Below are 25,900 nucleotides of genomic sequence, written 5' to 3'. Positions count from 1 at the left end.
GGAAGGGCTCCGGGCGGACCCGCCGGATCACCAACACCCCCTGGGTACAAAAAAGTTACCGGGCAGTCAGAATGTGGGCGCAACCCTCTGGCCGATGGCGCCGGCGTGGGTAAACTACGGGTCACATTCGGGGGTGGCCCCATCCTCGCGCGATGCCGTCTCCACGCGCCGGCAGGCCTGCGGAGACGTTGTTCGAGTGCGCGCGAGTCCCCCTGCGCGATCCCGTCGAACTTCCGATCCCGGGGGGATTCTTGTTCTTCCTTGACTCCGGACGCGCCCGCCGCGTCGCCGCCTGCACCGCCCTCGCGCTCTCCGCGGGCGCCCTCCTCGCGGGCCCCGCGTCCGCCGACACCCCGGCCCCCCGCCCGGCGCTGCGGAAGCCGGCCGGTTCCGGCGTCCGGCCCCCGGCCCCGCTCCCGCCGCCGGGGGGCCGGGACACCGGGGCGGCCGGCGTCGCGGCCGCCGGGACACCGCCGCGCTTCGACGTCGACTTCGACGGCCGCGGCGACATGCTGTTCCGCGACTACGACGGCGACATCCGCGCGGTGCAGTCCAGCGACAGTTCGAGCCAGGTGCTCGCGCGCTCGGACAACTCCAAGTCGTTCGTCGAGGAGGCCGTCCCGATCGGTGACCAGGACCTGGACGGCAGCGGCCCCGAGTTGCTGCTCCTGTCCCCGGACGGCGTCCTGGAGCTGTACGCGAACGCCAGCGGCCAGATGGCCATGAAGGTGGAGTGGAAGGGCCTCGGCTGGCAGATCTACAACAAGGTCCTCTCGCCCGGCGACCTCAGTGGCGACGGCCGCCCCGACGTACTGGCCCGTACGCCCTCCGGCGAGCTGTGGGTCTACGTCGCCACCGGCGTGCCCACCGCCCCGTTCGAGGCCCGCCGGAAGATGGGCGACGGCTGGCAGGTCTACGACCAGCTGGTGGGCCTCGGCGACAGCGACGGCGACGGCAGGGGCGACCTCATGGGCCGCACCCCCTCGGGCGACCTCTTCTACTACGGGAGCACCGGCAGCCCGTACGCCTTGAAGACGCGCGTCAAAACCGGTTACGGCTGGCAGGTGTACAACCAGATCGCCGGCGCCGACGACGCCAACGGCGACGGCGTCGGCGACGTGTACGCCCGGAGCGCCGACGGCACGCTGTGGGCCTACGCGGGCACCGGCGGCGGCCATTTCGCCCCCCGCACGCAGGCCGGGCCGGCCGGCTCCTGGGGGGAGGGCGTCGCCCAGATCGCCGGCGCGGGCAACGTCCCGGCGCACGGCAAGGAGGGCTTCGCCGCCCGCGACAAGGCCGGCACGTTCTTCTGGTACAAGACGCGGGAGACCGGCGCCCCGGCCCCCCGCCAGCGGACCAGTGACGTCGGCGAGGTCGGCGGCCTCACCCTCTTCGAGGTCAACTCGCTCGACGGCAACGGCATCTCCGACACCCTGGAGATCTACCGGGACCACCTCTACGGCCCCAACTCCGACTTCGGCGGCGGCTGGAGCGTCTACGACCACCTGGTGGGGCCCGGCGACCTGAACGGCGACGGGCGCGGCGACCTGCTCGCGCGCGACCGCTCCGGCGGCCTGTACCTCTACCGTTCCAACGTCCACGGCAACGCGTTCAGCACGCGCCTGAGGGTCGGCGGCGGCTGGGGCGCGTACGACCGGATCGTGGGCTCGGGCGACTACACCGGCGACGGCCTGAGCGACCTGGTGGCCCGGGACGGAGCCGGCGTGCTGTGGCTGTACCGGGGCACGGGCCGGGCCGACCAGGTGTTCAAGCCCCGTACGAAGGTCGGCGCCGGCTGGAACGCGTACACCCGCCTGGTGGCGCCCGGCGACCTCACGGGCGACGGCAAGGGCGACCTGCTCGGGGCCGCCCCGAACGGCGACCTGTTCCTCTACACCGGCACCGGCGGGGCGGCCCACCCCTTCAAGGGACGCGTCAAGGTCGGTTACGGCTTCCAGATCTACAACGCCCTGTACTGAGGGGCCGGACGGGCGCCCCGCACCGGAGTTCCGGTGCGGGGCGCCCGCGCGTCCGGGGCCGTGCGCTCCGGGGGCCGGGCGTCAGGCCGGTTTGCGGGCGACGGCGAAGATCCGGCGGAACGGGAAGACCGTCCCGTGCGGGCCGGGCGGGTAGGCCTCGCGGAGGAGGGCGCGGTACTGGCCGAGGAAGGCGTCGGCCGCCTCCGGGTCGTCGTCCAGGGCGGTGAGGACGGGCCGCAGGGCGGTGCCCTTGACCCAGTCGAGGACGGGGTCCTCGCCCTGGAGGAGCTGGCAGTAGGTGGTCTCCCAGACGTCCGTCTCGCAGCCGAGACCGGTGAGGCGGGTGAGGTAGTCGGCGGTGTCGAGGACGTGGACGAAACGGCGCCCCCGGTCGCCGAGGCGGTCGCGCCACTCGGGGGCGTCGCAGAGTTCGCCGAGCAGGGCGTGGCTGGGCGAGACGAAGTTGCCGGGGACCTGGAAGGCGAGGGTGCCGCCGGGGCGCAGCCCGTCGATCCAGGCGGCGAAGGAGTCGGGGTGGCCGGGGACCCACTGGAGGGCCGCGTTGGAGACGATCAGGTCGTAGGGCTCCTCCGGTGTCCAGTGGGCGGCGTCGGCGGGCCGGAAGTCGATCCAGCCACCGCCCCGGGTGGTCCCCGCCCAGTCCTTCTCGGCCCGCTCCAGCATCTCGGGCGAGAGGTCGAACCCGGTGATGTGGGCGTCGGTCCAGCGGTCGGCGAGGAGGGCCGTCACGTTGCCGGGGCCGCAGCCGAGGTCGGCGACGCGGGCGGGCCGGCCCACGGCCGGCAGGTCGGGTATGCGGGCGAGCAGGTCGAGGAAGGGCCGGGTGCGGTGGCCGGAATGGCGGAGGTACTGCTGTGGGTCCCACGTCGGTGCGGCGGATTCCACGGATTGCATGGTCGAAGCCCCCTTGTTACATACGCATGGCCGAAACGGAACGGTGTTCCGGCCGGGTGCCTTCCCCATAGTCCAGAGAAATATATCTTGACATCAAGAAATATTAGGTAAAGAAAGTTAATATCAAGAGACTTTATGTCAACAGACCCTCTACACTGATCGTCATGGAGGACGAGGTCGACCGACTGGTCGCAGCATGGCGCCGCGAGCGCCCCGACCTCGACGTGGAACCGCTCGAGGTGCTCAGCCGTGTCTCACGGCTCGCCCGGCACCTCGACCGCGCGCGTCGGCTCGCCTTCTCCGAGCACCAGCTGGAGCCCTGGGAGTTCGACGTCCTCACCTCGCTCCGCCGGGCCGGAGCGCCCTACCAGCTCTCCCCCGGCCAGCTCCTCACCCAGACCCTGGTCACCTCCGGGACCATGACCAACCGCATCGACCGGCTCACCAAGAAGGGCCTCGTCGAACGGCTCCCCGACCCCAGCGACCGCCGGGGGGTCCTGGTCCGGCTCACCCCCGAGGGCCGCGACCGCGCCGACGAGGCCCTCGCCGGCCTCCTCGCCCAGGAGCGCGCCATCCTGGCCCGGCTCTCCGGCGCCCAGCGCGCCGAACTGGCCGCGCTGCTACGCCGGCTGACCGCCCCGTTCGACAACGTCCCCGGTTAGGGCGACGGGCGCGGACCCCGCTCCCCCGTCCCCCACCGGCTCCGCCGGACCCACGCCCGCCCGGCGGGCCAGCGCGACCGCCGCCAGGGTCGAGTGCACGCCCAGCTTCCCCAGGACGTTCTGCGTGTGCGTGCGGACGGTGTGCGGGGAGAGGAAGAGGCGTTCGGCGACCGCCTTGCGACCCAGGCCCGCGACCATGCAGCGCAGCACCTCCCGCTCGCGCGGCGTCAGCGACTCCACGAGCCGCTCGCTGTCCGTACGGTGCCTGCGGGCCGCCGTCAGCTCCCGCAGGACGCCCGTGAGCAGGGCGGGCGGCAGATGCGTCTCGTCCCTCAGCACGCCCCGCACCACCGCGAGCAGCCGCTGGAGCGAGCAGTCCTTCGCGACCCAGCCGGACGCCCCGGCCTGGAGGGCGAGCGCGGCCCGCCGGGGGTCGTCCCGCTCCGCGAGGACGACGGCGCGGACGGCGGGATGGGCCCGGCGCACCCCGGCCACCAGGGAGATCCCGTCCACCGCGCCCCCGCCGTCGTCGGGCACCGCCCGGGCCGGGGCCGCCCCGGGCGGCCCCGCGCCCAGCTCCGCGTCGACGAGCAGCACGTCGAACCGGCGTCCCTCCGCCGCGCCGCGCTCCAGGCAGCGCAGGGCGGCCGGGCCGCTGCCCGCCGCGGTGACGTCGACGTCGGGCTCCGCCGCGAGGGCGGCGGCCAGCGACTCGGCGAAGACGCGGTGGTCGTCCACCACCAGGACCCGGACACGTGCCACGGACACCCCCAAGCGTCGAGGAACGGACCGGCGCGGGAACGGCGCCGGGCGGGTCCGCCGCGGACACGGCCGCCGCCGCGGGAGGACGGACACCCGCGCCCACGGCGCCGTGCCCGGCGGGTCTCGTCCCCCGGACGGCACCGGCCCCCGCCGGCACCGCCCCTCAGGGTAGAGGCGGGGCGGGACGGCGGGGGCCGATTCGCGGAACTGCCCGGGGGCACGGGGCCGGGGGGCGGCGTGCGTGCCGCCGGTGGGCTCAGAGGCGGCGGGCGCCCGCCGACGGCACGGCCGGGAAGATGCCCGGAGGGGCGTGCCCGGCCCCGGCGAAGGCGCGTCCGACGGCCCCGGCGACCGCCTCCGCCCGCGCGGCCTCGACCAGGACGAGGGCCGAGCCGCCGAATCCGCCGCCGGTCATCCGGGCGCCGAGCGCGCCGGCCGCGTTCGCCGTCTCCACCACGAGGTCCAGTTCGGGGCAGGAGACCCGCAGGTCGTCCCGGAGGGAGGCGTGGCCCTCGGTGAGGACCGGGCCGACCGCCCGGAGGTCCCCGGCGTCCAGGAGCGCGATCGTCCGCTCGACGCGCGCGTTGTCCGAGACGACGTGCCGCACGTACCGGCGCACCGTCCCGTCCTCCAGCAGGGCGAGCGCCTCCGGCAGGCGTTCGGCGTCCACCTCGCGCAGGGCGCGCACGCCGAGCGCCCGCGCGCCCGCCTCGCATCCGGCGCGCCGTTCGGCGTACGCGCCGTCCCCGAGCGCGTGCTTCACCCGGGTGTCCACGACGAGCAGCGTCAGCCCCTCGGCGGCCGGGTCGAAGGGGACCTGACGGTACGACAGGTCGCGGGTGTCCAGGTGGAGGGCGTGGCCGTCCTCCGCGCAGGCGGAGACCATCTGGTCCATGATCCCGCAGGGCACGCCGACGAAGGCGTTCTCGGCGCGCTGGGCGAGCCGGGCCAGCTCCGGCCGGGAGAGCCCGAACCCGAACAGGTCGTTCAGGGCGAGCGCCACGGCGGTCTCCAGGGCCGCCGACGAGGAGAGCCCGGCGCCGGACGGCACGGTCGAGGCGAGGTGGACGTCGGCGCCCGTCACCGGGTGCCCGGCCTCCCGCAGCGCCCGGACGACCCCGGCGGGATAGGCCGCCCAGCCGCCGGGGGACGGTTCCGGGGCGTCGGCGTCCAGCCGGACGACCCCGCCGCCGGTGTCGGCCGAGTGCAGGCGCAGGACGCCGTCGTCCCGGCGGGAGACGGCGGCGACGGTGGTGTGCGGCAGTGCGAACGGCAGCACGAAGCCGTCGTTGAAGTCGGTGTACTCCCCGATGAGGTTGACCCTTCCGGGGGCCGCCCAGACCCCGTCGGGGGCGGTCCCGTAGAGGCTCTCGAACCCGGCCGCGACGTTCACCGGCGCTCTTCCTCTCTCCGCAGGGCGAAGGCCCAGGCGTCGGCGACCATGTCCGCGAGGCCGGGGCGGGAGGGGGTCCAGCCGAGGCGTTCGCGGGCGGTGGCGGCGGAGGCGACGAGGACGGCCGGGTCGCCGGGGCGGCGCGGGGCGGCGGTCGCCGGGACCGGCCGGCCGGTGACCTCCCGCGCGGTCTCGATCACCTCGCGGACGGAGAAGCCGTTGCCGTTGCCGAGGTTGCAGACCAGGTGCTCGCCCGGCGTCGCGGCGTCGAGCGCCAGGAGGTGGGCCTCGGCGAGGTCGGCGACGTGGATGTAGTCGCGGACGCAGGTGCCGTCCGGGGTCGGGTAGTCCTCCCCGTACACGGAGACCGTCCCGCGCCGGCCCAGGGCGGCCTGGAGGACGAGCGGGATCAGGTGCGACTCCGGCTCGTGGCGCTCGCCGTACGCGCCGTACGCCCCGGCCACGTTGAAGTAGCGCAGCGAGACGGCGGCCAGGCCGTGGGCGGCGCACTCGCCGGCGATCATGTGGTCCACGGCCAGTTTGGTCGCCCCGTAGGGGCTGGTGGGGGCGGTGGGCGCGGTCTCGGGGATCGGGACGGTCTCCGGCTCGCCGTAGGTCGCGGCGGTGGAGGAGAAGACGAGCCGGCGGACCCCGGCCGCGCGCATCGCGGCGAGCAGGGCGATGCTGCCGCCGACGTTGTTCTCCCAGTACTTCTCCGGTTTCGCGACGGACTCGCCGACCTGGGAGGAGGCGGCGAAGTGCAGGACGGCGTCGTAGGAGCCGTCGAGCCACTTCGCGGCGGACTGGACCCGGCCCTCCACGAACTCGGCGCCCTCCGGCACGGCTTCGGCGAAGCCGGTGGAGAGGTCGTCGAGGACGGTGACCCGGTGGCCCCGCTCCAGGAGGCGGGCGGCGACGACGCTGCCCACGTACCCCGCCCCGCCCGTCACCAGATACCTGCGCGTCACGCGTCCGCCACCTCTCGCAGTCGTCGGGCCGCGTCCTCCGGGCGCACGTCGTTCATGAACGCGCCCGCGCCGGACTCGGTGCCCGCGAGGAACTTGAGCTTGCCGGGGGCCCGGCGGACGGTGAAGAGCTCCAGGTGGAGCCCGAAGTCCTCCCGCCGGTCGTCCGTGAACGGCGCCTGGTGCCAGGCGGCGATGTAGGGCGTCGGCGGTTCGTCCGGGCCGAAGATCCGGTCGAAGCGCCTCAAGAGTTCCAGAAGGACCTGTGCGCACTCCGTGCGGGCGTCGCCGTCGAGGGCGAGCAGGTCGGGCACCCGCCGCTTCGGGTGCAGGTGGACCTCGTACGGCCAGTGGGCGGCGTACGGGACGAACGCGATCCAGTGGGCGGTCTCCAGGACCACCCGCTCGCCGTCGGCCCGTTCGCGGGCCACCACGTCGTCGAAGAGGTTGCGTCCGGTGGCGGCCCGGTGCTCGTCGAGGCGGCGCCGCACGGCGGCCGTCCGGGGCGTCACGTAGGGGAAGGCGTAGATCTGGCCGTGGGCGTGGGGCAGGGTGACGCCGATCTCGGCGCCCCGGTTCTCGAAGCAGTAGACCTGCTGGACGCCGGGGAGGGCGGAGAGTTCGGCGGTGCGGTCGGTCCAGGCGTCGAGGACGAGGGCGGCCCGTTCCTCGGTGAGGTCGGCGAAGGAGTCCGTGTGGTCGTCGGTGAAGCAGACGACCTCGCAGCGGCCGGCGCCGCCGGAGAGGGAGGGGAAGCGGTTCTCGAAGACCGCCACCTCGTACTCCGCCTCGGGGATCTCGCTCTCGTGTCCGTCCCGGGAGGGGCAGAGCGGGCAGGCGTCGGCGGGCGGGAGGTAGGTGCGGGACTGGCGGTGGGAGGCGATGACGACCGGGTCGCCGGTGAGTTCGTCGTACCGGATCTCGGAGCGGGAGGCGACGGGGGCGAGGGGGCGCGGGTCGGCGGCGGTGCGGACGGTGTCGTCGCGCGCGTCGTAGTAGATCAGCTCGCGCCCGTCGGCGAGTGTGGTGACGGTCTTCTTCACGGGTTGCCCTCCGGGCAGGACCAAGCACGATCAAACATAACCACCCACAAAAAAGCACACTCGAACATCGCCGTCAATGGGCGGCCCGCCCCCGGCGGTGCGGGACGGAGGCCCCGGCCTCCCGGTCGGGGAAGGGGACCCGGCACCCGGCGGTGCGGGACGGAGGCCCCCGGCCTCCCGGTCAGGAAGGGGACCCGGCCCCCGTCGCCGCCCGGCCCGGGGCACCGGCCCGCCCCGGCACCGCCCGGTCCAGGAGACCGGTGCGGGCCGCGAGGGCCGCCGCCTCCAGGCGGGAGCCGACCTCCAGCTTCATCAGGACCCGCTGCACATGGGTGCGCGCCGTGCTCGGCGCGATCCTCATCCTCTCCGCGATCAGCCGGGTGTCCTCCCCCTCCGCGATCCGCGCCAGGACCTCCGCCTCCCGCCGCGTCAGGAGCCGCAGCAGCCGCTGCCCCTCGTCGTCCGGCCCCGCCGGGGGGTGGAGCAGCTCCGCGAAGGCGCCCTGGAGGAGCTGCGGCGCCACCGCCGCCTCCCCCGCCCTGGCCCTCACCAGGGCCCGCTCGACGTGCTCGACGCGCTCGTCGTGGCGGACGTACCCGGACGCCCCGGCCGCGAACGCCGCCGCGATCCCGCGCGGCGACGGCACCGGGCCGAGCACCACCACCGCCACCTGCGGCCGTTCCCGTTTGATCCGCACGACCGGATCGAAGGTCCCCGGGCCGTCCGGCGCCGCCGTGCCCAGGAGACAGACCTCCGGCGCCCGGCTCACCACCAGCTCCGCCGCCCCCGCCACCGGCGCGGCCGACGCGAGCACCCGGTGCCCGCGCAGCTTCAGCGCCGAGGCGAGCGCCTCCGCGTGCAGCCGGTGGTCGTCGACCACCACGAGGCGTACGCCCATCCCGGTCATCCCCCTCCTCCGGGCCCGCCGGAGCTCCTGGCCGCCGGAGAGCCGGACGGGCCTGAACCCGGCAAGCTACACGCTCCCCCGCCCCGCCCCGCGCCAACCGCGGGCACCGGAGCACCGGGGCTCCGGCGCCTCCGGGGGCACGAAGAAGCGGCGGGCCCCTCCGGTGATCCGGAGGGGCCCGCCGCTCGGTCCGCGCGCCGCCGTCAGCGCGGGACGGCGTAGGAGACGACCAGGTACTCCTTCGTCCCGGCGCTCGACGGCCGGGTCTTGCTGATCATGTTGTCCGAGAGGAAGAACCGCCCGTCCCGGTACTGGAGCTCGGAGCCGGTCAGGCCGAAGCTCCTCTCGATGTCCCGGGTCGGCTTGGCGTCCGGGTTCTCCAGGAGCAGCGTCTCCTTCATGGTGCCCCCGTCGACCGACACGATCCGGCCGCCCTTGTCGTACGGCGGGATCTTGTAGGCGATGATGTTGCCGCCGTCCATGCGCAGCGGGACGAGGGTGTACTTGTCGCCCGCGTCGGCCTTCTCCGGGGCCGTGCGCCCGGTGGTCAGGTCGAAGGCGATGATCTCGTTGGTCTCGTCACCGTACTCCCCGCCGGCGCCCTCGTGCTCCTCGGTCGGCACGTACAGCCGGCCGTTGCCGACCAGCGCCTGGCTGCAGGACTCGACCCGGGTCGAACGGCAGCGGGCCGCGTACTGGTCCGCCGACGCCGCGATCTTCACCTTCAGCTTCCCGGTCTTCTCGTCGATCGAGAAGAAGTCCGAGATGCCGCTGCCGTCGCCGGCGGTGTCGCCGACGTCGGCCGCGACGACCAGCGGCTTGGTGGAGACGACCGACGCGTACTTCACGCCGGTCGGCATCTTGTACTGCGAGAGCGGCTTGCCCGTCATCGGGTCGAGGTTCTGGATCTGCACCGTCTCGCTGCCGTACGTGCCGCACTTGCGGACCGCGACGAGGCCCTCGCCGCCGCCGTAGCCCATGTCGTAGCAGCTGTCGGCGTCGGACTGCGGCTTCCAGCGCGGGTTGCCGTTGGCGACGTCGAAGGCCGCGCCCCCGTCGCCGCCGCCGGCCGCGACGGTCGTCCCGCTGAGCGTGACCTCGCTGAACCGCACCTTGTCGTCACCGGCGGAACCACCGCTGACCGAGGCGGACCAGACCAGCTTGCCGGTGTTCAGGTCGGCCACGCCGACCTCGGTGCACTGCTGGTAGTAGCGCGGCGCGACCCGCTTGGCGGCCTCGAAGAGGATCGGCACCTTGTGGTCGGCGGTCATGTGCCGCGAGGCGCCGCACACCTGGCCGGTGAGCGGGAGCGTCCACAGGACGGTGCCCTTGTCCAGGTCGTAGGCGACGAGGGAGTCGATGCCGGACTTCACGAACGCCTTGTCGGTGATCCAGGAGCCGGAGACGTCGGTGACGTCCGGGACCTTCGGCTGCGGGACCTGGAAGGCCAGCTTCGCGCGGGTGTCGGCCGGCGGCTTCTCCTTGCCGCCCCCGCCGATGCCCTTGCCCCCGGCGTCGCCGCCGCCGGCTGCGGAGCCCTGCGAGGAACCCTGCGCGGTGCCGCCCGTCGTGCCCTTGGCCTCGTCGTCGCCGCGGGACCCGGCGTACCAGATGCCGGCGCCGACGATCAGGGCGATCGCGACGGCCGCCGCGATGACGATCTGGAGCTGCGGCGACAGCTTCTTCCCGCCGGCCGGGGCCGGGGCGGGCTGCGGGTAACCGCCGTACTGCGGCTGCTGGGGCTGGGTCGGGTAGCCGTACGGGGGCGGGACCGGCTGCTGGTGGTCCCCGTACGGCTGCGGCGGGGCCGGGTGGCCGTACGGCTGCTGCGGAGGGGCCGGGGGCTGCTGCGGGTAGCCGTAGCCCTGCTCCGCCGGAGGCTGCTGCGGGTAGCCGTAGCCCTGCTCCGCCGGGGGCTGCTGCGGATAGCCGTACCCCGGGCCGGCCGGAGGCTGCCGCGGGTGGCCGTAGCCCCCGGGCGGGGGCTGCTGCCCGCCGTGGCCGGGCTCCGGCGGCGGGGGCGTCGGGGCTCCGAAGCCGCCCTGCGGGCCCGGCGGCTGGTTCGGCGGCTGGTTCGGCGGGGGAGGAGGTGGCTGCGTCATCGGTCCGTGTACCTCACTTGCTGAAGGCCATCATCGTCTTGACCTGCTTCTCCTCCGCGTCGGAGCTCGCGGACACGCGTCCGCTCGACACGACGAGGACGCCGTTGCCGTAGGCGTAGCCCGGGCTGAAGAAGCTGCTCTCGATCTGGGCCGTGGAGACCGGGTGCTGGAGCAGGACCTTCGGCGCGCCGCCGGTCGGCGCGATGGTGGCGGTGGCGCCGCCCTTGTTGTAGCGGGGCCCCACGTACACCAGGACCTCGGAGCCCTCCATCCGCAGCGGGGTCATGGACTGCTCGGCGGGGGCCGTGGAGCGCCACTTCGGCTTGCCGGTGTTCAGGTCGAAGGCGACGACCTCGTTGGCCTTGCCGTACGGGGTGTCGGTCGCCATGTAGAAGGTGTTCGCGTCGGCCGCGACGCCGTTGCAGCCCTGGAGCTTGCGGCCGAAGATGACCAGTCCGCCGCCGCACGAGACGGAGAACTTGTCCGTGCCGCCCTGGATCTGCGAGCGGAGCGTGCCGTCGGGCTTGAGCGCCAGGACGGCCCACTTCTTCGGCTCGTCCTCGCGCTGGATGGCCGAGACGACCAGCGGGTCGACCGAGTAGACCTTGTCGACCTCCCAGCCCTCCTTCAGGGCGTAGGTGAAGCGGGGCTTGCCCGTGCGGGGGTCGACCTCGCCGATCGCCTGGTTCTTCTTGGCCGAGCCGCTCCCCCGGCACTCCATGGCGGCGATCAGCTTGCTGCCGCCCGCGTACGCGAAGGGCCTGCAGCCGGTGGTGGCGCCGGTGAAGATCTGCTTGCCGTCGGCCAGGGAGAAGCCGTAGGCGCTGCTGGTGCCGGCGACGGTGAGCGTGTCACCGCTGATGGCCAGGGTGTTGTCGGAGAACGCGAACAGGCCCGTGGGCTTGGGCACGGACTTCTTCCAGCCCGCCTTGCCGGTCTTGAGGTCGATCTGCTGGAGCTCGGTGCACTTGGCGCCGTCCTTGGCGCTCTCCTGGTACGCGAAGACCATGCGGCCGTCGGCGGAGGGGGCCGCCGGCGTCGCGCACAGCTTGAACGGCACGTCCACGTGCCACTTCACGGCACCGTCGGCGAGGCCGTAGCCCTCGATGCTCTTGTACATGGCCTTGACGACGGTGTCGCCGACGATCCACGGGCCGTACGCGTCGGAGCCGTTGCGGGGCAGGTCGACGGTGTTCGTGGTGAGCCAGTTCACCTTGGCCTCGCCGGCCTGGCGGCCCGCGTTGAGGTCGTCGCTTCCCTCGCGCCCGTCGCCGGAACCGTCGCCCTCGTCCACCGACGCGGTGGGCTTGGGCGCGGGGGTCGGGGTGGCCGTGGCGGAGTTGGTGGGCTGGGCCACCGGCCCCTTCTCGTCGTCACCGCCGCCGACGACGGCCCAGGTCGTGACGGCGGCGACCAGGACGGCGGCGGCGGCCACACCGGCGACCAGGCCGGTCCTGCCCTTGAAGGGACCGCCGCCACCGGGCGGCGGGGTGGGGGCGCCCGGCTGGCCGGGGTAACCGCCGTAGGGGTTCGCCTGCTGCCCGTAGGGGCCGCCGGGCTGCTGCGGGGGACCGTAGGGAGGCGGCACCGGCTGCCCGTAGGGGCCGGGCTGGCCGGGCTGGCCGTACGGACCGGGCCGGCCGGGCTGCTGGCCCGGCTGCTGCGGGTAGCCGTATCCGGGCTGCTGCGGGGCCTGCCCGTACGGGCCGGGCGCGGCGGGCGGGGCCTGCGGAGCGGGCGGGGCCTGCGGAGCCTGTGGCGGGACCGGCGGTACGGGCGGGTGGCCCTGGTCCGGGGACCGGTCCGGGTCCTGAGGGGCTCCGAAGCCCCCCGGCGGCTGGTTGCTGGGCGGCTGGCTCATCAGCGGTTTCCCCCTTGGCGTGAACGGGTTTTCTTTCTACCACCCACGCGATGGCGCAAAAGCGACCGGTCCACCCCTTGTGTCCAAGGGAGGACCGGCCTGTGATGCCCTCGTTATGCGTCCTCGGCCAGTTCCAGCCAGCGCGTCTCCAGCCCCTCACGCTCCGCGGCGAGTCCGCGCAGCTCCGCGTCGAGCTCGGCCACCTTCTCGAAATCGGTGGCGGCGTCCGCCATCCGCGCGTGCAGCTTCGCCTCCTTCTCGGCGACCTTGTCGAGCTGCCGCTCGACCTTCTGCAGCTCCTTCTTGGCGGCGCGCGCGTCGGCGGCGGAGACGCCCGGCTTCTGCTGGGCGGGGGCGGCCGCGGGCGCCGGGACGGACGCCTCGACGGCCTTGCGGCGGCGCTCCAGGTACTCGTCGATGCCGCGCGGCAGCATCCGCAGCGTCCTGTCGCCGAGCAGGGCGAACGTGCGGTCCGTGGTGCGCTCGATGAAGAACCGGTCGTGGGAGATGACGACCATGGAGCCCGGCCAGCCGTCGAGGAGGTCCTCCAGCTGGGTCAGGGTCTCGATGTCGAGGTCGTTGGTGGGCTCGTCGAGGAAGAGGACGTTGGGCTCGTCCATCAGCAGCCGCAGGAGCTGGAGCCGGCGGCGCTCGCCGCCGGAGAGGTCGCCGACCGGCGTCCACTGCTTCTCCTTGGTGAAGCCGAACTGCTCGCAGAGCTGCCCGGCCGTCATCTCGCGGCCCTTGCCGAGGTCCACCCGGTCGCGGATCTGCTGCACGGCCTCCAGGACCCGCAGCGAGCCGGGCAGCTCGGTGACGTCCTGCGAGAGGTAGGCGAGCCGGACGGTCTTGCCGACGACGATCCGGCCGGCGGCGGGCTGGACCTCGCCGCCGCTGCGGGCGGCGTCCGCGAGGGCGCGCAGGAGGGAGGTCTTGCCCGCGCCGTTGACGCCGACGAGGCCGACGCGGTCGCCGGGGCCGAGCTGCCAGGTGAGGTGCCTGAGCAGTTCCTTGGGCCCGGCGGTGACGGTCACGTCCTCCAGGTCGAAGACCGTCCTGCCCAGGCGCGCGTTGGCGAACTTCATCAGCTCGCCGGTGTCGCGCGGCGGCGGCACGTCCGCGATCAGCTCGTTGGCGGCCTCGATGCGGTAGCGGGGCTTGGAGGTGCGGGCGGGGGCGCCGCGCCGCAGCCAGGCCAGCTCCTTGCGCATCAGGTTCTGCCGCTTGGTCTCCTCCGTGGCCGCGATCCGCTCGCGCTCGGCGCGGGCGAAGACGTAGTCGGAGTAGCCGCCCTCGTACTCGTGCACGTCGCCGCGCTGCACGTCCCACATGCGGGTGCAGACCTGGTCGAGGAACCAGCGGTCGTGGGTGACGCAGACGAGCGCCGAGCGGCGCTCCCGCAGGTGCTGGGCGAGCCAGGCGATGCCCTCGACGTCGAGGTGGTTGGTGGGCTCGTCGAGGACGATGAGGTCCTGGTCCTCGATGAGGAGCTTGGCGAGCGCGATCCGGCGCCGCTCGCCGCCGGAGAGCGGGCCGATGACGGTGTCGAGGCCCTTCTCGAAGCCGGGCAGGTCCAGCCCGCCGAAGAGCCCGGTGAGCACGTCGCGGATCTTGGCGCTGCCCGCCCACTCGTGGTCGGCCATGACGCCGATGACCTCGTGCCGGACGGTGGCCTCCGGGTCGAGCGAGTCGTGCTGGGTGAGGACGCCGAGGCGCAGCCCGCCGCTGTGGGTGACGCGGCCGGTGTCGGCCTCCTCCAGCCGGGCGAGCATCCGGATGAGGGTGGTCTTGCCGTCGCCGTTGCGGCCCACGACCCCGATCCGGTCCCCTTCGGAGACACCGAGCGAGACCCCGTCGAGCAGGGCGCGGGTGCCGTACACCTTGCTGACGTTCTCGACATTGACCAGGTTGACGGCCACGTTGACTCCTGTACGGGGTGATCGATCGACGTCCAGGGTACGTCGGCGAGGCCGCCCGCCCGCCGGGTGTCCGCCGGACGCGGACGGGGGGAGGCGTCAGGACGTCAGGACGGTCGCGCCCGCCGCCGGGGACGTCGCCGTGCGGGCCGTGCGGCAGGTGCCCGAGGCCGTCAGGGCGGCGGCCACCGCCGACGCGGCCTCCGCGTCCTTCACCAGGAACGCGGTCGTGGGGCCCGAGCCGGAGACCAGGGCCGCGAGGGCGCCCGCCTCCGTGCCGGCCGCCAGGGTCGCGGCGAGGGAGGGGCGCAGGGAGAGCGCGGGGGCCTGGAGGTCGTTGGCGAGGGCGCCCGCGAGGGCGGTGGTGTCGCCGGTGCGCAGGGCGTCCAGGAGGTCCGCGGGGACGGCCGGCGCGGGGACGGCCGTCCCCGCGGTGAGGCGGTCGAACTCGCGGAAGACGACGGGGGTCGAGAGCCCGCCGTCCGCGACGGCGAAGACCCAGTGGAAGACGGCGCCGACCGGCAGCTCCGTCAGCCGCTCGCCGCGTCCGGTGCCGAGCGCGGCCCCGCCGACCAGGCTGAACGGCACGTCGCTGCCCAGTTCGGCGCAGATCTCCAGGAGCTCGGAGCGGGGCGTGTCCAGGCCCCAGAGGGCGTCGCACGCGAGGAGGGCGGCCGCGCCGTCCGCGCTGCCGCCGGCCATGCCCCCGGCGACCGGGATGTCCTTGGCGATGTGCAGGCGCACGTCCGGGGAGAGGCCGTGCCGGGCGGCGAGGAGTTCGGCGGCGCGCGCGGCGAGGTTGGTGCGGTCGAGGGGCACCTTGTCGGCGTCCGGGCCCTCGCAGGTGACCGTGAGCGCCCCGGCGGGGGTGGCGGTCACCTCGTCGTACAGGGAGACGGCGAGGAAGGCGCTGGCCAGGTCGTGGAAGCCGTCGGGCCGGGCCGGGCCGACCGCGAGCCGGACGTTGACCTTGGCGGGGACGCGGACGGTGACGGACGGCTTCCCGCCGCCGGGCGTGCCGCCGCGCACCGTCTCCGGTACGGCGGTCACCGGCTCCGTGCCCCCGCTCACGCCTTCGCCTCCGCGATCCGCGCGAACTCCTCCACCGTCAGGGACTCGCCGCGCGCCTGCGGGGAGATCCCGGCCCTCACCAGGGCCTCCTCCGCCGCCGCCGGGGAGCCCGCCCAGGTCGCGAGGGCCGCGCGGAGGGTCTTGCGGCGCTGGGCGAAGGCCGCGTCCACCACCGCGAAGACCTCCCGCCGGGTGGCGGTGGTCGCCAGGGGCTCGGCGCGGCGGACGAGGGAGACGAGACCGGAGTCGACGTTCGGCGCGGGCCAGAAGACGTTGCGGCCGATGGAGCCGGCCCGCTTCACCTCGGCGTACCAGTTGGCCTTCACCGAGGGCACGCCGTACACCTTGTTGCCCGGGCCGGCGGCGAGCCGGTCCGCGACCTCGGCCTGGACCATGACGAGGGTCCGCTCGATGCTGGGGAAGCGCTCCAGCATGTGGAGCAGGACCGGTACGGCCACGTTGTACGGGAGGTTGGCGACGAGCGCGGTCGGCGCCGGGCCCGGCAGCTCCTCGACGAGCATGGCGTCGGAGTGCACGAGCGCGAAGCGGTCGGCGCGGGCGGGCATCCGGGCCCCGATCGTGGCGGGCAGCGCGGCGGCGAGCACGTCGTCGATCTCGACGGCGGTCACCCGGTCGGCGGCCTCCAGGAGGGCCAGGGTGAGGGAGCCGAGTCCGGGCCCCACCTCGACGACGACGTCGTCGGGGCGCACCCCGGCCGTGCGGACGATCCGCCGGACGGTGTTGGCGTCGATAACGAAGTTCTGGCCCTTCTGCTTCGTGGGGCGCACGCCGAGGGCGGCGGCCAGCTCACGGATGTCGGCGGGGCCGAGGAGGGCGTCGGGGGTTTCGGGACCGGTGGTGGTGCTCACCGGTACAGACTAGGGCCTGTCCGGGGGACGGGGCCCGGCGCGGTCGCGGGGGCGGGGCGCTTCCGGGGCCGTGCCGGGGCGCTTCCGACGCCGTTCCGGGGCGCTTCCGGGGGCGGTTCCCCGGCGGGCCCCGGGGCGGAACGGCCCCGGAAGCGCCCCGGCCCGCCCCTGGCCCGCGCGGGCCCGCCCCGGGCCCTCGGCCGTCAGTAGTCGAAGGCGCGGGCCGTGTTGGCGGCGATCGCCGCGGCCAGTTCGTTCTCCCCGATCCCGCGCACCCGCGCCATGGCCCGGACGGTGACCGGGATCAGGTACGGGGCGTTGGGGCGGCCCCGGAAGGGCGCCGGGGTGAGGAAGGGGGCGTCGGTCTCGACGAGGACCAGCTCCAGGGGGGCGACCGCGAGGGCGTCCCGGAGCGGCTGGGCGTTCTTGAAGGTGACGTTGCCGGCGAAGGACATGTAGTAGCCCTTGGCCGCGCAGATCTCCGCCATCTCCGCGTCGCCGGAGTAGCAGTGGAAGACGGTCCGCTCGGGGGCGCCCTCCTCGTCCAGGACGCGCAGCACGTCGGCGTGGGCCTCGCGGTCGTGGATGACGAGCGCCTTGCCGTGCCGCTTGGCGATCTCGATGTGGGCCCGGAAGGAACGCTCCTGCGCGGCGACGCCCTCCGGTCCCGTGCGGAAGAAGTCGAGCCCGGTCTCGCCGACCCCGCGCACGTGCGGCAGGGCGGCGAGCCGGTCGATCTCGGTGAGCGCGTCGTCCAGGGCCGCGTCCCCGCCGCCCTCGCGCGCGCCCTGCCGGGACCAGCCGTCGGGGTCCCCCAGGACGATCCGGGGGGCCTCGTTGGGGTGCAGGGCGACGGCCGCGTGCACGTTCTCGTGGGCGGCGGCCGTCTCGGCGGCCCAGCGCGAGCCCTTCACGTCGCAGCCGACCTGCACGACCGTGGTGACGCCGACGGCGGCGGCCTTCACCAGGGCCTCCTCGACGGTCCCCGCCTGCATGTCCAGGTGGGTGTGCGAGTCCGCGACCTCCACGAAGAGGGGTTCGGGCAGCGGCGGCGGGGCGTCCTTGGCACTCATGGCCCCGATCGTACGAGGGCCGGGGGCGCCGTGCGCGGGGTCCCCGGCGGAGCCGGGGACCGGAACGCTATCCGCGCCGGCGGAAGGGGTGCAGGAGGTCCGACAGGTGCCAGTGGTGCGGCACCGGCGGGGCCTCGGGGGCGTCCTCGGTCAGCTCCTGGCCGATGGGCCCGGACGGCGAGACCGGCTTGGTCGCCCGTGCCCCGCGCCCGTGCTTCTCCGTCGCGGCGATCAGGTCGAGCACCGAGGACACCTGCCCCGCGCGCATGATGCGGACGACGTGGCCTCCGCAGTTCACGCAGGTGGGACTCGACAGCGGGGACGGGACCCGCTCTCCCCCGGCCTTGTAGACGACGAACGCGTGGCCGGCGGCGTCGACGTGGTGTTCGATGTCGTACGCCTGCTCCCAGCCGTATCCACAGCGCATGCAGGCGAAGGCGTACGCCTCATGGGCGACGGATGTGCCGGTGCCGGTTATCTCGCTCATGCCAGCTCCTCTCCACTGCTCAGTGGACGCCTTTTCGGGCCGGAGCGCATCAGCGGGGGGCGAACCATGGAAGGCTTTTGGCCCTTCCCTTGCCGAAAGCCCGAGGAAATGTCCCGGCGCCGGGTTCGGCTTTACCTTTCAGCGTAAATCAGCGGCGGACGCCCCGGCCCGCCGCGTTCCGGGGGCGGATTCTCCGGGGGCCGACCCGGTGTTCCGCGCGCCCGGGACCCGGCGGTCGTCGCGAGGACGACCGCCGGGTCCCGGCCGGGACGCCGTCAGGCGATGCTGTCGAATCCGGTGCCCTCGCCCGCGTACAGCGACGTCGACAGGCGGACGAAGGGGGCGGTGGCCGACCCCGTCGAACGGTAGACGTACGTGCCGCCCGGCCCGTACGCGATCAGGTCCGGGCGACCGTCGTTGTCGACGTCACCGGCGCCGGTGAGCTGGGTGAAGGCGTTCCAGCCGCCGCCGACCCGGACGCGGGGGGCGAAGCCGCCCCTGCCGTCGCCCTGGTACAGCCACAGGACGCCGTCCTTGTCGCGGGCGACCAGGTCCCCGGGGGCCGTGCCGGCGATGTTCCCGGTGGCGGCGAGCCGGTCGTAGATCTCCCAGCCGCCGCCGACGCGGACGCGGGGGGCGAACGGGGCCGTCGAGGAGCCCGTGCCCCTGTAGAACCACAGCACGCCGGCGGTGTCGGCGGCGAGGAGGTCGGCGCGGCCGTCGCCGTCGAGGTCGGAACCGCCGGTGAGGCGGTTGTAGACGCCCCAGCCGCCGCCGACGCGGACGCGGGCCCCGAAGGCGCCGTCGCCCTTGCCCGGGTAGTTCCACAGCACGCCGTCCCCGTCGAGGGCGACCAGGTCGCCGACCGCGTTGCCCGCGATGTCCCCGACGGCCTCGATCTGCCGGTACGCGCCCCAGCCCGCGCCGAGCCGGGCGCGTCCCGCGGTCTCGATCCGGCCCTCCACCGGCCGGTCCCGCAGGTCGTCGCGCCACAGAACCCCGGAGGCGTCCCGGGCGAGGACGTCGGTGGAGCCGTTGTTCGTGAAGTCGTGCGGGTTGGCCGCGCGGGTCACGTTCATGAGCCAGCCCTGCCGGACCGGGTCGCCGGTGCCGTCGAGCAGCATCGCCTCGGCCTCCACCGCGTACGTGCCGTTCGGCGCGTCCGCTCCGTCGATGGTGGCGTCCCAGGTGTAGGTGAAGCGGTTCCCCTCGGCGGGGGCGTACACACGCGTGCGGTACGCCTTCTCCGTGGCGGTGTGCGTGAGCGTGACGTCCACGTACGCGTCGCGGTGCGACAGGGTCCATCCCAGCGTCACCTCTCCGCCGGTCCGGTCGAGGTCCACCGCGTCGGGGACGTGGACCTCCTCGATCCGGAGGTCGACGAGACGGCCCTCGTCGGCCACCTTGGTGACCTTCGGGGCGCCGTCCTGCGCGGTCTCGATCCGGAACAGCCCCTTGCCCTCGGCGGTCCGCTCGCCGCGCAGGATCAGGCTGCCGTCGCCGGCGGACCACACCGCGGTCCCGTGCTCCGCCAGTTCACGGGTCTCGCCGGTGGTCAGGTCGACGGCCCGGACGGGCGTCGAGGGGTCGCCGTACACCAGCAGGCCGCCCAGGAGCCCGGCGTACGCCTCGCTGTCGCGGGCACCGAGGACGGTCTCCTTCCGGGCACCCGTCCCCCGGTCGACGGACGTGACGAACAGCCCGGTGCCGGACCTCCAGTCGAGCCAGGCCACGTGCGAGCCGGAGAACATCAGGCTGCTGAAGCCGAATCCGGACTCGGTGGAGGAGTACGTCTCCAGGACCGTTCCCGCCGCCACGTCGACCAGGGCCCGTCCGCCGGTCCGCGCGCCCGCCGGGCCCGTCTCGTACCCGACGAGGACGGTGTCGCCCTGGAGCCGCGAACCGAAGAAGTCGGTGGCGTCCGCCGGCAGTCCCGAGATCCTGCGGGTGGTCGTCGCCGTGCCGTCCTTGGTCACGACGTGCAGCTCCGCCGTGCCGTCGCCCTTCGTCACCTGCGCGAGGACGCCGGCCGGGCTCACCACCGCCACGTAGTTCCCGTTCAGCGCGCCGAGGTCGATGTCGACGCCCGGGGCGGACGGGTCGGCCATGTTCCGCAGGGTGAGCGACCGCATCTGGGCGTTCCAGTTGTCGTCGCCGAGGACGACCACGTCGCCGGCGCCCGTGGTCCAGCCGCCGTCCTCGGGCTCCTGGAGCGGGGTCGGGGAGCCGCCGTCGTACGGCGTCCAGAGCAGTTTCCGGGTGCCGTCGTGGGCGAAGGAGTAGGTGAGGAAGCCGGAGGCGCCCACGCCGCCGAGGTCGGAACCCTGCGGGTAGACGGGAAGGGCCGCGGCCCCGGCCGTCGCGGCCGGGCCCGCCAGGGGGCCGGAGCCGGCCGCGACGGCGGACGGGGCGGTCGCGAGCGTGCCGGCCCCGAGGGCCGTGACGGCGAGGACGGCCGTGACGGCCAGGGCCAGGCGAGTGGAGCGGAACTGCAAGGTGAACTCCCACGAGAAGAACGGACACGGGGAATGCCGTGCCCGGTCAGACTCGCGATCGGTTCGAGTGGTTGTACGAAAAACTCGGCGGTCCGCTCACCGGCCGGTCCGCACGGACACATGCCGATCCGCGCGGTTTCACACCGGTCCGGCCGCGTTCCCCGCAGGTCCTGTCTCGTCCCCCGCAGGTCCTGTCTCGTCCCCCGCAGGTCCCGCCGCGCCCTACGCCGGTCCCGCCGCGTTCTTCGCCGCCACGACGGCGTCGAAGACCTCCCTCTTGGGGATTCCCGCCTCGGCCGCGACGGCGGCGATCGCCTCCTTGCGCCGCTCCCCCGCCTCCTCCCGCACCCGCACCCGGCGCACCAGTTCGTCGGCGCCGAACTCGGCGGGGCCGGTCTCCGGGGCGCCCTCCACGACGACGGTGATCTCGCCCCGCACGCCCTCGGCCGCCCAGGCCGCGAGTTCGGCGAGCGGGCCCCGCTTCACCTCCTCGTACGTCTTGGTCAGCTCCCGGCAGACGGCGGCACGCCGCTCCGCGCCGAAGACCTCCGCCATCGCGGCGAGCGTGTCGTCCAGGCGGTGCGGCGCCTCGAAGTAGACGAGGGTCCGCCGCTCCTCCGCGACCTCCCGCAGCCGTCCCAGGCGCTCGCCGGCCTTCCTCGGCAGGAAGCCCTCGAAGCAGAAGCGGTCGACGGGGAGGCCGGAGAGGGCGAGGGCGGTGAGGACGGCGGAGGGGCCGGGGACGGCCGTGACCTTGATGTCCCGTTCCACGGCGGCGGCGACCAGCCGGTAGCCGGGGTCCGACACGGACGGCATGCCCGCGTCGGTCACCAGCAGCACCCGCGCCCCGCCCACCAGGGCCTCGACCAGCTCGGGCGTACGGGCGGACTCGTTGCCCTCGAAGTAGGAGACGACCCGCCCGGAGGTGTGGATGCCGAGCGCCCGGGTCAGGCCGCGCAGCCTCCGGGTGTCCTCGGCGGCCACGACGTCCGCGTTCTCCAGTTCGGCGGCGAGCCGGGGCGGGGCGTCCGCGATGTCGCCGATGGGGGTCCCTGCGAGTACCAGCGTTCCTGTCACGCGTGCCATCCTCCCAGCCCGGACGGGCGACGCGCACAGGCGCGTTCCCTACGATGGCGCGGTGACCAGTACCGCACCCGAGATCCTGGAGGGCCCGCACGCCGTGGCAGAGCCCACTTCGTGGCAGCGGCGGCTCCGGCTCTTCGGCTACGAGCCGCCCGCCGGAAGCGCCGCCCCCATCGGGCTGCGGGAGCGGCTCGACCCCCCGTACGCCCGTCCCTCGGCACGGACGTGGTCGCTCCTCGGCCTCGGCCCCGGACCGGCCGAGCGGCTGTGGCGGCTGATGGCCTGGGGCGGTCCGCTCCTGGTCACTGCGGTCGCGGGCGTGCTCCGCTTCTGGAACCTCGGCAGGCCGAGGGCGGTGATATTCGACGAGACGTACTACGCCAAGGACGCCTGGGCCCTGATCAACCAGGGGTACGAGGGGGCCTGGCCGAAGGACATCGACAAGACGATCCTCAAGGACCCCGGGTCGGTCCTCGTGCCGAGCGACCCGGGCTACGTCGTCCACCCGCCGATGGGCAAATGGGTGATCGGCGCCGGGGAGAAGCTGTTCGGCTTCGAGCCGTTCGGCTGGCGCTTCGCGGTGGCCCTGCTCGGCACCCTGTCGGTCCTCATGCTGTGCCGGATCGGGCGGCGCCTGTTCCGCTCGACGTTCCTGGGCTGCCTGGCGGGCCTGCTGCTCGCCGTCGACGGCCTGCACTTCGTGATGAGCCGGACCGCGCTCCTCGACCAGGTGCTGATGTTCTTCGTGCTGGCCGCCTTCGGCTGCCTCGTCCTGGACCGCGACCGGACCCGGAAGCGGCTCGCGGCGGCGCTCCCCGAGGACGAGGAGGGGGTGCTGCGGCCGGACGCGGAGATCGCGGAGACGCTGCGCCTCGGGTGGCGGCCGTGGCGGATCGCGGCCGGGGTGACGCTGGGGCTCGCGGCGGCGACCAAGTGGAACGGCCTGTACGTCATGGTGGGCTTCGGCCTGATGACGGTCCTGTGGGACGTGGCCGGGCGGCGCACGGCCGGCGCGGTCCGCCCGCACCTGTCGGTGCTCAGGAAGGACCTGGTCCCGGCGTTCGTGTCGGTGGTGCCGGTGGCGCTCGCGACCTACCTGGCGACCTGGACGGGCTGGCTGGTCACCCGGGGCGGCTACTTCCGCGACTGGGCCGAGAAGCAGGACATGGCGGGCGGCGGCGGGACCTGGGGCTGGCTGCCGCAGTGGCTGCGCAGCCTCTGGCACTACGAGAGCGAGGTCTACACCTTCCACGTGGGCCTCACCTCGCCCCACACGTACCAGTCGAACCCGTGGTCGTGGATCGTCATGGGCCGCCCGGTCTCGTACTTCTACGAGTCCCCGTCCCCCGGCACCGGCGGCTGCCCGGCCGGCGCGAAGGAGAAGTGCGCCCAGGAGATCCTCGCCCTGGGCACCCCGCTCCTGTGGTGGGCGGCCTGCTTCGCGCTCCTGTACGTCCTGTGGCGGTGGGCCTTCCGCCGCGACTGGCGGGCGGGCGCGATCGCCTGCGGCGTCGCGGCCGGCTGGCTCCCCTGGTTCCTCTACCAGCAGCGCACCATCTTCGTCTTCTACGCGGTCGTCTTCGTGCCCTTCCTGTGCCTGGCGGTGGCCATGACGCTCGGCGCGCTCATCGGCCCCCGGGGCTCCTCGGAACGGCGGCGGATCTTCGGCACGGTGGCGGCGGGCTGTCTCGTCCTGCTCGTCGTCTGGAACTTCATCTACTTCTGGCCGATCTACACGGGCACGCCGATCCCGCTGGACGAATGGCGGTCCCGGATGTGGCTGGACACGTGGGTGTGACGCCCGGACGCGCGCCGGACTCCGGGCGGGAGTGACAGGGACGAGGGGGCCGTTCGACACATCGGGGGGCCCACTGCTTGACTGAACGGTCGCCTGGGGAGGGGAAACACAGTCATGCGCAGTGGAGCCAAGGTCGCGGTCGCCGGAGGCGTCTTCGTCGTCGTGGCGAGCGGAGTCGGCTACGGGGGCCACAACCTGTGGAGCGGGCTCACGGGCGGCTCGTCCGCGAGCGCCGGGGCGGACTCCGCCCCCAAGACGGGCCCGGTCACCGCCGAGGAGACGACGACCACCGCCCGGGACTTCCTGGCGGCGTGGGCCGCCGGGGAGTCCGACAAGGCGGCGCAGCTGACGAGCGACCCGGTCACGGCGGGCCCCGCACTGCTCGCCTACAAGGAGGGCGCGAAGGTCTCGAAGGCGGTGATCACGCCGGGGACGCCGGTCGGCACGACGGTGCCGTTCACCGTGAGGGCGACGGTCACGCACGAGGGCGTGTCCAAGGACCTGGCGTACGCCTCCGAACTGACCGTGGTCCGGGGGGAGACCACCGGCCGGCCGCTGGTGAAGTGGCGGCCCGCCGTGCTCCACCCGAAGCTGACCGCCGCCGGAACCCTGCGCACGGGCACCGCGAAGGTCGCCTCCGTCAGGGCCGTCGACCGCAACGGCGTCGAGCTGACGGCGGAGAAGTACCCCTCGCTCGGGCCGATCGTGGACGAACTGCGCAAGCGGTACGGGGCGAAGGCGGGCGGCACCGCCGGGGTCGAGACCTGGATCGACTCGGGCAGCGAGACCACCGCCGACCGCACCCTCCTCGTCCTGCGGCAGGGGAAGCCGGGCACGCTGAAGACCACCATCGACGCGAAGACGCAGGCGGCGGCGGAGAAGGCGGTGAAGGCCTACGGCCAGGCGGCGGTGGCGGCGATCGAGCCGTCCACGGGCGCGATACGCGCCGTCGCCAACAGCCCGGCGGGCGGCTTCAACACCGCGTTCCTCGGCAAGCAGGCCCCCGGCTCCACGATGAAGATCGTGACGGCGACGATGATGATGCAGCGGGGTGGGGCGAAGCCCGGCAGCCGGGTCGAGTGCCCCGCCGAGGTCGTGTCGCGGAGCCGCACCTTCCAGAACCTCGACAAGTTCAGCATCACCGGCGGCACCCTCACCGACGCCTTCCGCCGCTCCTGCAACACCGCCTTCATCAAGGCGATCGGCCCCCTCAGCGACAAGGGCGTCGCGGACACCGCCCTCGGCGACACCGCCCGCGCCTCGTTCGGGATCGGCCTCAACTGGCAGGTGGGCGTCCCGGCGGCGGACGGCAGCGTCCCGGCCTCGTCCGGGAGCGAGACGCCCGCCTCGTACATCGGCCAGGGAAAGATCACGATGAGCGCCCTCAACGTCGCCTCGCTCTCCGCGACCGCGAAGAACGGCGGTTTCCTCCAGCCGTACCTGGTGGCGAAGGACCTCGACGACCGCGAGTTCGCCAGGGCCGACCGGCTCTCCCCCGAGGTGGCCTCGGGGCTGCAGCTGATGATGAGGGCGACGGCGACGGGGAACGGCACCGGAGCGAAGGCGATGGCCGGCGTCCCCTCCCCGAAGGGCGCGAAGACCGGCTCGGCCGAGGTCGACGGCCAGGGCAAGTCGAACAGCTGGTTCACCGGCTACTCCGGCGACCTCGCGGCGGCGGCGGTCGTCCAGTCCGGCGGGCACGGGGGCGACGCGGCGGGGCCGGTGGTGGCGAGCGTCCTGAGGGCGGGGCGCTGAGACCGCTCAGGCCGTGGTGCCGGCCGGGACGGGCGGCGGGGCGTCCGCGTGCGGGCAGAGAACGCCCGGGGCGGTCGTGGGGATGCGCATGCGGCGCAGGAGGTCGCGGGTGGCGCGCACCGTCAGGGTGCTGCGCCAGGCGACCCCCGGGTGGCGGGAGCGCAGGTGCGAGAGGGCCCGGGTGCCCAGACCGCTGGTGCGGAAGCGTTCTTCCACGGTGACGGCCGTGATGACGCCCTGGGAGCACTCCTCGCACATCCGGTAGTGGACCCGGCCGACGACCTTGCGGATGTGGACCAGGAGCAGGCACTCCTCGCCGGGGCCCGAGCCGTCCGGGATGTGCGTGGACAGGAACTCGATCGCCCCGTACGCGAGGAACCGGCGGCGGAGGCGGACCACCATCCCGCCCCGCCGCGAGTGTCTGGGGGCGGTACGGAACGGAGTGCTGCCCGTGGGACGCGCGTGTTGTCCGTGCATGGACCTCGTGTGCCCGGCTCGTGGCGCGATATCCGTCCGGGGACGCGGACGTTCCGCTTCCCCGGCCCCGGTCCGGCCCCGGCGCGCGGCCGACGGCTCCCGGTCTCCGGTCTCCGGTCTCCGGACGACTGTCTCCGGACGACGGCGGGGGGGGGGGGGGGGGGGGGGGCGGGGCGGCGGCGGCCGCCGCCGCGGCCCCCCCCCCCCCCCCGGGCGAGGGCGGGTAGGATAATTAAAACAAAGCCGAAAAGAAGCTGAAAGAAAGAAACATAAAAAACAGCACCCCC

The 25,900-nt window shown here is 74.2% G+C and carries 20 protein-coding genes; 4 read left to right on the top strand and 16 right to left on the bottom strand.

The genetic code is table 11. From position 1 onward, the window contains the following. The first annotated feature begins 251 nt into the window (after nt 1–251). Nucleotides 252–1,979: an FG-GAP repeat domain-containing protein gene (locus tag ACZ3IL_RS18780; RefSeq protein WP_467391525.1), complete on the top strand. Its 1,728-nt coding sequence runs from the start codon at nt 252–254 to the stop codon at nt 1,977–1,979. Between the two features lie 81 nt (nt 1,980–2,060). Here the strand turns inward: ACZ3IL_RS18780 and ACZ3IL_RS18775 are convergent, their stop codons facing one another. Next, the gene (locus tag ACZ3IL_RS18775; RefSeq protein ID WP_467391524.1) at nt 2,061–2,894 is read right to left on the bottom strand and encodes a trans-aconitate 2-methyltransferase; all 834 of its coding nucleotides are present in this window, start codon (nt 2,892–2,894) and stop codon (nt 2,061–2,063) included. 164 nt (nt 2,895–3,058) lie between these two features. On the opposite strand from ACZ3IL_RS18775, the gene ACZ3IL_RS18770 reads away from it, so the two are divergent. Beyond that, nucleotides 3,059–3,556 (top strand): MarR family winged helix-turn-helix transcriptional regulator, encoded by a 498-nt coding sequence (locus ACZ3IL_RS18770; protein WP_030216727.1) that lies wholly within the window; start codon nt 3,059–3,061, stop codon nt 3,554–3,556. On the opposite strand, the gene ACZ3IL_RS18765 is transcribed toward ACZ3IL_RS18770, so the two are convergent. From ACZ3IL_RS18765 to rsmI, 14 genes are all read right to left on the bottom strand, one after another. Next, complete coding sequence (locus ACZ3IL_RS18765; RefSeq protein ID WP_467391659.1) at nt 3,515–4,318, bottom strand: LuxR C-terminal-related transcriptional regulator; 804 nt, start codon at nt 4,316–4,318, stop codon at nt 3,515–3,517. The genes ACZ3IL_RS18770 and ACZ3IL_RS18765 overlap by 42 nt on opposite strands. A gap of 256 nt (nt 4,319–4,574) precedes the next feature. Then, nucleotides 4,575–5,711 (bottom strand): galactokinase, encoded by a 1,137-nt coding sequence (galK, locus tag ACZ3IL_RS18760; protein ID WP_467391523.1) that lies wholly within the window; start codon nt 5,709–5,711, stop codon nt 4,575–4,577. Next, nucleotides 5,708–6,679 (bottom strand): UDP-glucose 4-epimerase GalE, encoded by a 972-nt coding sequence (gene galE, locus ACZ3IL_RS18755; protein ID WP_467391522.1) that lies wholly within the window; start codon nt 6,677–6,679, stop codon nt 5,708–5,710. Before galE ends, galK begins: the two co-directional genes overlap by 4 nt. Continuing rightward, entirely contained in the window at nt 6,676–7,719 is a 1,044-nt protein-coding gene (gene galT / locus ACZ3IL_RS18750; protein ID WP_467391521.1) for a galactose-1-phosphate uridylyltransferase, read from the bottom strand. The genes galE and galT overlap by 4 nt, the downstream gene beginning before the upstream one ends. Nucleotides 7,720–7,900: 181 nt before the next feature. Then, a complete protein-coding gene (locus ACZ3IL_RS18745) occupies nt 7,901–8,617 on the bottom strand; it encodes a response regulator transcription factor (protein ID WP_467391658.1) in 717 nt (238 codons plus the stop codon). Between the two features lie 212 nt (nt 8,618–8,829). Then, a complete protein-coding gene (locus ACZ3IL_RS18740) occupies nt 8,830–10,728 on the bottom strand; it encodes an outer membrane protein assembly factor BamB family protein (RefSeq protein ID WP_467391520.1) in 1,899 nt (632 codons plus the stop codon). A gap of 13 nt (nt 10,729–10,741) precedes the next feature. After that, nucleotides 10,742–12,589: an outer membrane protein assembly factor BamB family protein gene (locus ACZ3IL_RS18735; RefSeq protein WP_467391519.1), complete on the bottom strand. Its 1,848-nt coding sequence runs from the start codon at nt 12,587–12,589 to the stop codon at nt 10,742–10,744. 113 nt (nt 12,590–12,702) lie between these two features. Then, complete coding sequence (locus ACZ3IL_RS18730) at nt 12,703–14,508, bottom strand: ABC-F family ATP-binding cassette domain-containing protein (RefSeq protein WP_467391518.1); 1,806 nt, start codon at nt 14,506–14,508, stop codon at nt 12,703–12,705. A gap of 96 nt (nt 14,509–14,604) precedes the next feature. Beyond that, nucleotides 14,605–15,534 (bottom strand): 4-(cytidine 5'-diphospho)-2-C-methyl-D-erythritol kinase, encoded by a 930-nt coding sequence (locus tag ACZ3IL_RS18725; RefSeq protein WP_467391657.1) that lies wholly within the window; start codon nt 15,532–15,534, stop codon nt 14,605–14,607. A 38-nt stretch (nt 15,535–15,572) separates the two neighbouring features. Then, entirely contained in the window at nt 15,573–16,445 is an 873-nt protein-coding gene (rsmA, locus tag ACZ3IL_RS18720; RefSeq protein ID WP_467391517.1) for a 16S rRNA (adenine(1518)-N(6)/adenine(1519)-N(6))-dimethyltransferase RsmA, read from the bottom strand. 203 nt (nt 16,446–16,648) lie between these two features. After that, nucleotides 16,649–17,518 carry a TatD family hydrolase gene (locus ACZ3IL_RS18715; protein WP_467391516.1) on the bottom strand — a complete coding sequence of 290 codons (870 nt, stop codon included), beginning with the start codon at nt 17,516–17,518 and terminating at the stop codon, nt 16,649–16,651. Nucleotides 17,519–17,585: 67 nt separating this feature from the next. Next, nucleotides 17,586–18,005, bottom strand: a complete 420-nt coding sequence (locus ACZ3IL_RS18710) for a hypothetical protein (protein WP_467391515.1) — start codon at nt 18,003–18,005, stop codon at nt 17,586–17,588. A gap of 275 nt (nt 18,006–18,280) precedes the next feature. Further along, nucleotides 18,281–20,500, bottom strand: coding sequence for an FG-GAP-like repeat-containing protein (locus ACZ3IL_RS18705; protein WP_467391514.1), 2,220 nt, complete (start codon nt 20,498–20,500; stop codon nt 18,281–18,283). A 222-nt stretch (nt 20,501–20,722) separates the two neighbouring features. Beyond that, nucleotides 20,723–21,577, bottom strand: a complete 855-nt coding sequence (gene rsmI / locus ACZ3IL_RS18700) for a 16S rRNA (cytidine(1402)-2'-O)-methyltransferase (RefSeq protein ID WP_467391513.1) — start codon at nt 21,575–21,577, stop codon at nt 20,723–20,725. A 61-nt stretch (nt 21,578–21,638) separates the two neighbouring features. Between rsmI and ACZ3IL_RS18695 the strand changes: the two genes are divergently transcribed. Together ACZ3IL_RS18695 and ACZ3IL_RS18690 are read left to right on the top strand one after the other, a co-directional pair. After that, nucleotides 21,639–23,381 carry a dolichyl-phosphate-mannose--protein mannosyltransferase gene (locus ACZ3IL_RS18695; protein WP_467391512.1) on the top strand — a complete coding sequence of 581 codons (1,743 nt, stop codon included), beginning with the start codon at nt 21,639–21,641 and terminating at the stop codon, nt 23,379–23,381. A gap of 114 nt (nt 23,382–23,495) precedes the next feature. Then, a complete protein-coding gene (locus ACZ3IL_RS18690; RefSeq protein WP_467391511.1) occupies nt 23,496–25,136 on the top strand; it encodes a penicillin-binding transpeptidase domain-containing protein in 1,641 nt (546 codons plus the stop codon). Between the two features lie 6 nt (nt 25,137–25,142). Here ACZ3IL_RS18690 and ACZ3IL_RS18685 read toward each other — a convergent pair whose 3' ends face one another. After that, nucleotides 25,143–25,538 carry a hypothetical protein gene (locus ACZ3IL_RS18685; protein WP_467391510.1) on the bottom strand — a complete coding sequence of 132 codons (396 nt, stop codon included), beginning with the start codon at nt 25,536–25,538 and terminating at the stop codon, nt 25,143–25,145. Between the last annotated feature and the right edge of the window lie 362 nt (nt 25,539–25,900).

This window comes from Streptomyces sp. NPDC014907 (assembly GCF_055562975.1).
Note: the sequence above shows the minus strand (reverse complement) of the source record. Positions and strands in the feature narration are given on the sequence as shown.

What these genes read in the sequence shown, in the direction of transcription:
- ACZ3IL_RS18775 (WP_467391524.1), bottom strand. Translation starts at nt 2,894, where the DNA reads ATGCAATCCGTGGAATCCGCCGCACCGACGTGGGACCCACAGCAGTAC.
- ACZ3IL_RS18770 (WP_030216727.1), top strand. Translation starts at nt 3,059, where the DNA reads ATGGAGGACGAGGTCGACCGACTGGTCGCAGCATGGCGCCGCGAGCGC.
- ACZ3IL_RS18745 (WP_467391658.1), bottom strand. Translation starts at nt 8,617, where the DNA reads ATGGGCGTACGCCTCGTGGTGGTCGACGACCACCGGCTGCACGCGGAG.
- ACZ3IL_RS18740 (WP_467391520.1), bottom strand. Translation starts at nt 10,728, where the DNA reads ATGACGCAGCCACCTCCTCCCCCGCCGAACCAGCCGCCGAACCAGCCG.
- ACZ3IL_RS18735 (WP_467391519.1), bottom strand. Translation starts at nt 12,589, where the DNA reads ATGAGCCAGCCGCCCAGCAACCAGCCGCCGGGGGGCTTCGGAGCCCCT.
- ACZ3IL_RS18715 (WP_467391516.1), bottom strand. Translation starts at nt 17,518, where the DNA reads ATGAGTGCCAAGGACGCCCCGCCGCCGCTGCCCGAACCCCTCTTCGTG.
- ACZ3IL_RS18710 (WP_467391515.1), bottom strand. Translation starts at nt 18,005, where the DNA reads ATGAGCGAGATAACCGGCACCGGCACATCCGTCGCCCATGAGGCGTAC.
- ACZ3IL_RS18690 (WP_467391511.1), top strand. Translation starts at nt 23,496, where the DNA reads ATGCGCAGTGGAGCCAAGGTCGCGGTCGCCGGAGGCGTCTTCGTCGTC.
- ACZ3IL_RS18685 (WP_467391510.1), bottom strand. Translation starts at nt 25,538, where the DNA reads ATGGTGGTCCGCCTCCGCCGCCGGTTCCTCGCGTACGGGGCGATCGAG.